The following is a 9,300-nucleotide window of genomic DNA, read 5'->3' on the forward strand; positions in this document are numbered from 1 at the left end:
TACTATTTATCATTGATTTAGTAACTTTAGACTTTACAAAAATGGGTGAAGATCTAGGATTGATTTGGGAAAGTATCAAATCTGCAATATCAATGATTTGGGATGGTATCTGTACTTATTTTAGTGGGATTATTTCTACAATCATAGGATATTTCACTGGTGCTTTCGAAGGGCTTAAGACGTTCTTGTCTGGAATATGGGATTCTATAAAGGCAACAGCAGAAGCTATGTGGAATGCAATATGTCAAGCTATTCTCGGCATTATAGATGCTTTCGTAGCTAGCGCAAAAGCTCTTTGGGAAGGTTTTAAATCTTTCATGTCAGGATTATGGGAAGGTATCAAATCTACAGCAATCGGCATGTGGGAAGGCATCAAATCTGGTCTTGGAAGTATTTTCGATGGAATTGTCACTGGTGCACAAAAAGCATGGGATACCATGAAAAACGGAGTTAAAGACCTTTGTTCAGGTATTAAAGGATTTTTCTCTGGCCTAGCAAATATCAACCTTTGGGATGCTGGTAAAGCTATTCTTGATGGCTTCTTAGGGGGATTGAAAAGTGCGTATAATGGTGTTAAGAATTTTATCGGTGGTATTGCAGACTGGATCCGTAAACACAAAGGTCCTATTTCTTATGACCGCAAGTTATTAATACCTGCTGGTAAAGCTATCATGGGAGGATTTGATGCTTCTTTACAAAATAGTTTTAAAGATGTGCAAAGAACTGTTGGTGGAGTAGCTGGATGGATTTCAAATGCATTTACAGGTGATGATTTTGATTTTGGATCAGGAGCAGCTTTCAGTAAAGATATCACATCTACATTGCAGATGCCTAACGCTAAATATGACACAACTGAGTCTAGAATGGTGTCTGAGATGATGATTCTGAGATCAAGTTTAGATACTTGGCTTGAGAAGATATCAAACAAAGACTCTAATACTTACTTAGATGGAGAAAAATTAGCCATCAATGCCTATCAACGTCAAGGACGAATCATGGCTAGAGAGGGGATCTAATGGCAGTAAATTATCTGATTATCAATACTTTTAACACAAACACTATATCAGATAGTGTGGTGACTGATTTTGGAGATATTAAAGGTGCTATCCCTCGATATGATGAGCAAAAAAAACTATTTGGAATGAATGGCCAGTATAACATTGAAGATGGTGCTTATGATGGATATGAGCGTACTTTGAAGTTATTTGTTAAGCGATATGAAGATGCTCAAGCTATTATTAACGCATTCCAGAAGCAGGACAATGTATTGGAATTTAGTTATCAACCTGGCAGCATTTACTATGCTGATTTACTTGAATCAGAAATCTCGCTTCATGGCCAAAATAACTGGATTGTAAGTGTCAAGGTGTACCAACATCCTTTTAGATATTTAAAAAATGTCCAAGAGGTTGTGCTATCAGGACGTGGGACAATCACTAATCCAGGTACAATATACTCGGAACCAGTTATTACAGTTGAAGGGCAAGGAGAAGTAACTCTAACGATTGGAAACCAGACAATGGGATTAAACCTATCAGGTGGGGCTAAAATTGATTGTAGGCAGCGGAAACAAAACGTTTATACATTGAATGGGCAACTTAAGAACACCTTGCGAACAAGAGGCCCTTTTTTTGAACTGCCTAAAGGAGTTATAGGTGTAACTACATCTGGTAATGTTTCCAAAATCAAAATTCAAGGAAATTGGAGGTATATCATTTGATTTATTTAAAAGAGGGTAATATTCCTCTTAATTTGTGTACGGATGATGACATCAGCCAGCAAGAAAATAATACTTATCAACTCACCTTCAAGTATCCTGTTAGTGATGAAAAATGGAGCCTGCTACAAAACGAAGTTCATTTGTTAGCAGATGACTTGTCAGGAGAACAAGAATTTGTAATCATTGACATCCAAAAGGAGCACGGATATATCACAGTATATGCCAATCAAGTAGCAACGTTGCTAAATGGATATAGTATCCGCAAGATCAATGTAGATCGGGCGAATGGTTTTACTGTGATGAACAAGCTAGTAGAAGGGCTAAAGAGAGAATGCCCTTTTACTTTCTTTTCTGATATCTCTGAATTACATACTTTAAACATTGAGAATGTGTCAGTAATTGATGCACTCTTGAAAGGTCAACACTCAATTGTTGGTCAGTGGGGTGGTGATTTAGTTAGAGATAAATACTCAGTGAGATTGTTAAAAAATGGAGGGATTGAGAATCAATCTCTTTTTATGTACAAAAAGAATCTTTCTGAGTACAAAGAATCCACTACTACCAAATCACTTAAGACTAGAATTCATTTTCGTAAGGTCATTACTGCATCTGGAGAGGGAGAGAAGGACCAAGTTCTTGAGGCTACTGTAGATAGTCCACTTGTAGATAAGTATAAGCATATCTATGAGGATGATATGGAAGTACAAGACCAGGATGTTAAAACCATTGAGGATTTAAAAGAGTATGGTAAGAAATACTTTCAATCAAGTCTTTGCGATTTGCCAGATGAGAGCTTAGAGATTGATGTGCTGGGTCATGCCGATCAACCAGTAAAACTATTTGATACAGTATCAATCTTTTATGAACTCTATAATATTGATATTCGCAAAAAGATTACCAGCTATAACTACAGTCCAATGTCTAAAAAGTTGAAGAAAATTGGATTTGGCAAAATCTCACGTTCGCTAGGTGGTGCGATTGGCAAAATCGTTGAAGATGTAGTCAAAGAGAAAATTGCTAGTCATGATGCTGAATACGAGGCTAAGGTTCAAAAATTAGTTGATAATGCTAATGCTGAATATGATAAACGAGCTAAGGAGATTGAAAATAAGGTCACAGATGGCATTGAGGAAGCCAAAGCTCGTGCTGAAGTAGTCAAAGAAGAAATTTCAGCACAAGTCACTGAGAAGATCAAAGCAGCAAGCCAAGCAAACAAGAATGAAATTGTCGAAGAGTTTAAAGCTCAATACAATGGCATTGAAGTGAAGATGAAAGGATTGGAAGCTACTACTGATAAATTGAAGACCAGTGATGCAGACATCCAGAAGTTGATCAATGACTTTAAGGCTCAGACACAAAGTCAATTCGTTGGGATACAAGGCGCACAATCACGTTTTGAGCAGACCACAGAGAAAGCCATCTCTGACCTGACCAATGTGGCAAATGGCAAAGCTGATCGGTCATTTGTTGAGCAGACGGTGGCAGGAGTCAAAGAAGAGTTCACTACAATCGGTGTTGGTGGTGGCCCTAACATGCTCAGGAACTCAAGGGCAGATGAGGGCCTGAAATATTGGACAGAACCAAATGGAAGAATGAGCTTTACATCTCATCAGTTCTATTTCAACGGGCAAAAGCGGATGTTCTCCCTAAGACCAGGAGCGATGGTTCAAAGTCCACGTTTCATTGTTAAACGAAATAAAGACTACATCTTTAACATCACAGCATTTGATGCGAATACAAAAAATGTAAAGATTTCATTTTGTAAACGCAAAAAAGGATCTACATCAGACTTTGAAGAAAAACAAGAGATTTTCAACAAAACTGGCTCTCCTGCCTTTAGCTCTCATGAAGCTTTAAAACGCACTTTCAAATTTAACATTGGCGATTTTGATGAAGGTTATCTGCTAGTTGAATATCAAGGCAATCCTTCCGGATGGTCCGGAATGTTCATGACTGAATTGGACTTTTACGAAGGAAGCAATGACCGCTTGTGGCAACCTGCCCCAGAAGATCAAAACTATTTGGTAGAGCAAGCACAGGCTACTTTTGAGAAGACAGTGCAAGGCCTATCCATTCAATTAACTAAATTAGAGACCAAAACAGGTCCAAGCGGTGAACTTGAGCAACGCATGTTGACCTACTCTGAGAAAGCTGCTGTTGACGCTCTGAAAGCAACTAGGCAGATTCTTGAACAAGGGTATGTTGCTAAATCGCAATACACTGAGGACGTAGCTGGAATCACAAGAAGATTTGACGAAATTGTTCAGGCTGGTGAAAACCTGCTCAAGAACAGCGGAAATCCTCAAAATGTCGAAGGTTGGGGGTATTATGACCCCGGAGTGACTCCAATAGTAACGGTCTCAACTAATCCACTCTACTACAATGGATCCAGAAAGCTCTTTAAAATTGAAAATGCAAGTGATACTACTAAAGCAGCAGCATCCCAGCGCTTCAACATCAAGAGGAATACCACATACACAATTTCATTTGATGCAATTGGATCAGACAATCTTAAAAATGCCACATTCTACTTTTTAGCAAGAAAGAAAGGTGAAACAGGGAACTTCTCAAAAGTATTCACGCTTGCTGACAAGATCACTGTGCCACAAGATAGAATCACACGCTACTATTTCACAGTCAATTCTGAGGAATATGATGAAGCATTTTTGCGATTTGACAACACTGGATCATCAAATGGACAGCCAGCAAGTCTCTATTTTGGGGATATTGATGTATATGAAGGATCTATCAAGAGAGCCTACCAACCGCCCACAAATGATGGTTCATCCGTAATTGAAGCTAAACTCGCTGAATTCAAGCAAGGGATTGATGGCCAATTTTCAACATTCTCCACAGAATTTGGCATGAAGCTGTCCAGTCAAAATTCTGTCATCAATGACAAGTTAGACGATTTCAAGGATAGTATCAACGGGCGCTTTGCTAACTATCAACAAACAGTTGATGGGCAAGTGGCAACAATCATCAGTCAGTTTGATGGGGTTTTAAAGAAAACAGACATCAACATCACAGATGGTCAAATCTCATTTGGTACAGGTAAGACCATCAATGGAAGGACCATCAGCTCATTGCTGGTACAGGAACCAGAAGCTAATGCCTTGATAGCTAAAATGATCAAGGTTAAAGGTGACATGGTAGTTGATGGCTCAATCACAAGCAGGCATCTGGCATCCCAGAGCGTCCGAACAGGACACATGGAATCTGGAGCAGTAACCACTCAGATCCTTGCTAGTAATGCAGTAACAGCAGATAAGCTACAAGTTGACTATGCTTTGATTCAGAAACTGCTTGCTAATCAAGCATTTATTAGAGAACTGATTTCACAAAAAGCATTTATTACTGAGCTGAATTCAATCAAGATTGCTGCCGAAAGAATTCAAGGTGGACGAGTGACAGCTAATTCTGGTAAGTCCATCTTTGATTTAGATAGCGGGCGATTATCATTTTATGATAATTTTACTGGTGTTTTTCGAGATCAATCAAATGCGTCCAGTCAAGGACTCTTCTTCCGTAATGATGATGTGACGATAAATGGAAGACGCTACATCAATTCTAAAGCTATCATTGGGGCTGACCGCCGTGACAATGATATTAGAAACCACTGGAATCAAGGTGGTTTCAACGGAATGATCGTAGACACTATCAAGGGTGTCGGGACAGGAGACCATGACAATGCCGATAAAGTCACATTTGTAGGAGATAGATTTCACTTCACTCACTCTTACGATTACGATCCAAACACTAACACCAATCCTTACGGTTGGAAAATAACAACCTGGGGGCAAACTACTATATCACCGTTCGGGACAAATGGAAGAAATACCAATGTACAAGCAGGGGACTTTCTACTAATCAACAACGGAAATAATGGAGTATGGCTCAGACAAGCTTTGAGAACTCTCAAAACAGCATTACAACACTTTGTCAATGCCGGATTTGCCACAGATGATTTCACTCCACAAAATGGTAGATCTATGAGAATAGCTCTTCATAGCTCAATTAGGAATGCAGTAGCTAATTCTTTAAGAGAATTTGACAAATTCGGAATTTAGAAAGGTAACAAAAATGAAAGAAAACACTTATGTATCAATCATCACAGATCTAGCTAATCAATTAGCTAGTAAATCAATCAATGAAGCTGAGTTCAAGGCACGATTGACTGAATCACAGCAGGAAAAAGCACAGCTCATCCAAGAGCTGGAAATATATCGCTCCGTCCTAGAATCGGATAAGGATTTGATGGACCTTTTCAACGAAATCAAAAATAAAAATGAGGTAACAAACTAATGGATTATAAATTACAATTTAAATCATTTGACCCAGTTGTGAATGCTACTAAAGTAGCAATTAAACAAGATCATCCATATCGGGTATTCGAAGAAGTTTTGCCAAACAACCGCATGGCAGAGGAAGATTCTGCACTAGTTGAAGCGGTGCTAAACATCGTCCGGATGGAACTTGACACCTCTGGTGCAGTGGTTGCAATCAAAAAAGAACTGGATAAGTCTGTGGAAGCAAACAACGAGGCTATTACTAAAATCCAAGCCCTTACAAAAGACAATGAAGATAAAGCAGTCCAAATTAAGAACATCAAAAATGTAGCTGATTGGGCTGTGTTAGTCGCTGTTACCAATACCGATCATCCAATTGATCCTACATTATTCGCTCGTGGGCTTGAATTGGTTGATGTAGCTCAAAAAGGAAAGGTCTATCAACCTTACGATATCTTTGTTATCGAAAACCCAGGCTATACTCCACGATTTAAAGAAGGCAAATTAGTCATGATCCAGGTCAATGAGGAATTTACCTATAACGGTGAAACACTTGAAGAACTTGAGAAAGGACCTCGTGCCAACGGAAAATTAGAAGTCTGGAAATGGGAAATCCCAAAGGAATCAAACCCTTATAATAATCTTGAAACTCAACCAGTCGCACAGCCCGAATCTTAATTGATAGGAGTGTGATTGATGTATCAAGAAGAACCAGATGGTATTTTTGGAATTATCGAGGTAGTTCGTGATTTTTATGATCACGGAATTGACGAACATATAATTGTTTTTCTCTTGATGGCTATCGTTGCTCTAGACATCATTCTGGGTGTGTCTAGAGCATGGGCCTATCATGAATTTTCTAGTAGAAAATGGAGGAAGGGCCTAGTTAGTCACACAGCTATGATCTTGATTGTGGCAATCGGTTATCCTTTCACGTTATACATGAATCTAGCGCCTGTTATTGATGCATTCATCATTTCGATGATGGCAGCTTACGGTTCTAGTATTCTTGCTAGTCTATCAGCATTAGGGATAGAAATTCCCTTTATCGATCAATATATCCAGAGAAATGTTGATCGTGAAAAATTTCAATTAAATGAAGGTTTGGAAGAACCTAAGAAGTTAAAAAAAGGAGCAAAGAAAAAATGAATCAAATCACAGGAATTGTAGTTAATTCACTAATGGCTATTTTTGTCGCTTTCGTCGGAATCGCTGTTAAATCACTCAAAGAGTATCTTCTTACTCGTGGTGGCAAAAAGGCATTGGAAGTAGTAGAAATCCTGGCAAAAAATGCAGTAAATGCTACTGAGCAAGTGGCAGGAACATTAGGAATTCATGGAGCTGAGAAACTCGAGCATGCAAAAGGCTGCTTGATTAATGGGCTAGAATCTCAAAATATTTATCTGACAAACGAAGAACTTAATACTTTTCTTGAGGCAGCTGTAAAAAAAGCTAACGAAGAATGGAAAAAGTGAGGTATTCTTATGGCAACAAGACAAGAAATTATTCAATTTATTATTGATTTAGCAAATTCTGGTATGGGTGTAGATAAGGATGGTTTTGCAGGGACACAATGCGCTGATCTGCTCACATATCCTGCAAAGACTTTCTTTGGTATTGATCTATGGGGTAATGCTTCAGAATTGCTTGATTCAGCGGAACAGTCAGGCTTAGAAGTGCATCGTATGCCTACAGATAAAAATCCTAAAGCTGGTGCATTCTTCACAATGGATGCTTGGTTTGGCGGTGTAAACTTTGGACATTGTGGAGCTGTAATCGAAGATTCAGATGGTTACAGTATGAGAACTGTTGAGCAAAATATTGATGGCAACCTTGATGCTCTTATTGTGGGTGGACCTGCCCGTTTTAATAGTCGTGGATTCGAAAATGTGCAGGGATGGTTCTATCTTCCATACTCAGATACTCCGCTTAGCGAAAACTTCCAACCGCTTAGCGAAACTCCTAAAAATGATGAAATGGAACTTATCCAAGAAAATGGGACATTCATTGTTGGAGATGCTGCCATCAATGTTCGCCGTGGGCCAAGCCTAAATAGTGAGATTGTGGCTGTCTATGATGCTAACGAAAAAGTCCAATATGACTATAAAGGATCGGCAAATGGCTATAGATGGATTTCGTACATTGGTGAGTCTGGTAACCGTAATTACATGGCAATCGGACAGACAGATGAAGAGGGTAACCGTATCAGCTTGTGGGGGGATTTAGAATAAGGAGGATTTGAATGATTAGATCAAATTCAACTAATCTTAATCGGATAAAAGGGGGAGAAGTTATTAAACAAGGGGACTTCTCCTCCACTTTTGAATATGAGTTACTTGATTACAAGTATAATAAAATCACTAATCTGGATGGCCAAAATGCTTCAATTAAGCTAGCAAATCAAAAAGGTAAGTTGGTAATCGATGCAACCGTAGAAAATTCAAAGGTTAGTTTTAATATTGGAAAAATCTTACCTGCTGGGATTTACCTAGTAGAAGTACAATGTGGAGAGTATGTGTTTCCTAGTGATCAATCTGTAAGACTGGAAGTCACACAATCAACAGAACATTTCAATAACTTAGAAGATATTGAAATGGCACAGCTTGACATCAAAAAAGCTGTTGAAGACTATTTAAAGCGTATTAATTTTGTTGCCTATGATGACAGCAATATAAAGCGTGAAATTAGAGAATTAAAGGATAAGACACAAGGCCAGATTATTGATATCGCCCCTCTTGAAAGCAGAATTGCTAACCTTGAGAGCAGGGGACAAACAGAGACTATAGATCTCGTTCCTTACCTAAAAACCGAAACGGCTTACACCTTATTTCCAACTTACGCAACCCTTCAAGCACAAATGACCTCTAACATCAAGACAAAACACCTTGAATTGGGCCTTGATTCGTTAATCGAGACCAAGTTAAAAAATGGAGATGATCCATATATTACTAACCATCATGTTGAAACCTGGTATACAACTAAGGCTGAATTCAACAATCTGGTATCAAGGGTACAGGCTTTAGAAAGTAAAGAGTAATCTTCTAAAACTATAAAGTAGTTTGGTATTTCCATTACAATAGACATTTTTAAAAATGTCGGTTATAACAGCAAATAAGATATCGTGTTTTCAGAGGTATTGATACCCAAAATGATACCCAGTTTTTATAAACATCGCATTTTTTTCAGATTGATTTAACCGTAAAAGGTTGAATTATCTAGGGTTTTAAGGCTATTTCTCAAAATGTTAGATAGTGGTCATTAAACAAGTTTCTGTTTACCCAATCGCAAAAT

The 9,300-nt window shown here is 38.4% G+C and carries 8 protein-coding genes and 1 pseudogene; all 9 read left to right on the plus strand.

All coding sequences use genetic code 11. The features are described from left to right. On the plus strand, positions 1-1,016 hold a 1,016-nt coding region (locus SPADD19_RS12520), incomplete at its 5' end, for a phage tail protein (RefSeq protein ID WP_423170603.1). Beyond that, complete coding sequence (locus SPADD19_RS03040; protein WP_061455161.1) at positions 1,016-1,720, plus strand: phage tail protein; 705 nt, start codon at positions 1,016-1,018, stop codon at positions 1,718-1,720. The genes SPADD19_RS12520 and SPADD19_RS03040, both read left to right, overlap by 1 nt. Beyond that, a complete protein-coding gene (locus SPADD19_RS03045) occupies positions 1,717-5,790 on the plus strand; it encodes a phage tail spike protein (protein ID WP_061455162.1) in 4,074 nt (1,357 codons plus the stop codon). The genes SPADD19_RS03040 and SPADD19_RS03045 overlap by 4 nt, the downstream gene beginning before the upstream one ends. A 13-nt stretch (positions 5,791-5,803) precedes the next feature. After that, a complete protein-coding gene (locus tag SPADD19_RS03050; protein WP_061455163.1) occupies positions 5,804-6,025 on the plus strand; it encodes a hypothetical protein in 222 nt (73 codons plus the stop codon). Beyond that, positions 6,025-6,687: a hypothetical protein gene (locus SPADD19_RS03055; protein ID WP_061455164.1), complete on the plus strand. Its 663-nt coding sequence runs from the start codon at positions 6,025-6,027 to the stop codon at positions 6,685-6,687. The genes SPADD19_RS03050 and SPADD19_RS03055 overlap by 1 nt, the downstream gene beginning before the upstream one ends. A gap of 18 nt (positions 6,688-6,705) precedes the next feature. Then, positions 6,706-7,158, plus strand: a complete 453-nt coding sequence (locus SPADD19_RS03060; protein WP_061455165.1) for a phage holin family protein — start codon at positions 6,706-6,708, stop codon at positions 7,156-7,158. Further along, positions 7,155-7,484, plus strand: a complete 330-nt coding sequence (locus SPADD19_RS03065; protein ID WP_061455166.1) for a phage holin — start codon at positions 7,155-7,157, stop codon at positions 7,482-7,484. The genes SPADD19_RS03060 and SPADD19_RS03065 overlap by 4 nt, the downstream gene beginning before the upstream one ends. A 21-nt stretch (positions 7,485-7,505) precedes the next feature. Beyond that, positions 7,506-8,240: pseudogene (locus tag SPADD19_RS03070) on the plus strand (SH3 domain-containing protein); the annotation flags it as partial. An 11-nt stretch (positions 8,241-8,251) separates the two neighbouring features. Continuing rightward, positions 8,252-9,046 carry a hypothetical protein gene (locus tag SPADD19_RS03075; RefSeq protein WP_061455168.1) on the plus strand — a complete coding sequence of 265 codons (795 nt, stop codon included), beginning with the start codon at positions 8,252-8,254 and terminating at the stop codon, positions 9,044-9,046. The last annotated feature ends 254 nt before the right edge of the window (positions 9,047-9,300 follow it).

Origin of the sequence: Streptococcus parasanguinis, from assembly GCF_001578955.1 — a bacterium.
Taxonomy (GTDB): Bacteria; Bacillota; Bacilli; order Lactobacillales; family Streptococcaceae; genus Streptococcus; species Streptococcus parasanguinis_U.

Bases quoted from the DNA above. Each gene is read 5' to 3' on its own strand.
- SPADD19_RS03040 (WP_061455161.1), top strand. From the start codon at position 1,016: ATGGCAGTAAATTATCTGATTATCAATACTTTTAACACAAACACTATA.
- SPADD19_RS03050 (WP_061455163.1), top strand. From the start codon at position 5,804: ATGAAAGAAAACACTTATGTATCAATCATCACAGATCTAGCTAATCAA.
- SPADD19_RS03055 (WP_061455164.1), top strand. From the start codon at position 6,025: ATGGATTATAAATTACAATTTAAATCATTTGACCCAGTTGTGAATGCT.
- SPADD19_RS03060 (WP_061455165.1), top strand. From the start codon at position 6,706: ATGTATCAAGAAGAACCAGATGGTATTTTTGGAATTATCGAGGTAGTT.
- SPADD19_RS03065 (WP_061455166.1), top strand. From the start codon at position 7,155: ATGAATCAAATCACAGGAATTGTAGTTAATTCACTAATGGCTATTTTT.
- SPADD19_RS03075 (WP_061455168.1), top strand. From the start codon at position 8,252: ATGATTAGATCAAATTCAACTAATCTTAATCGGATAAAAGGGGGAGAA.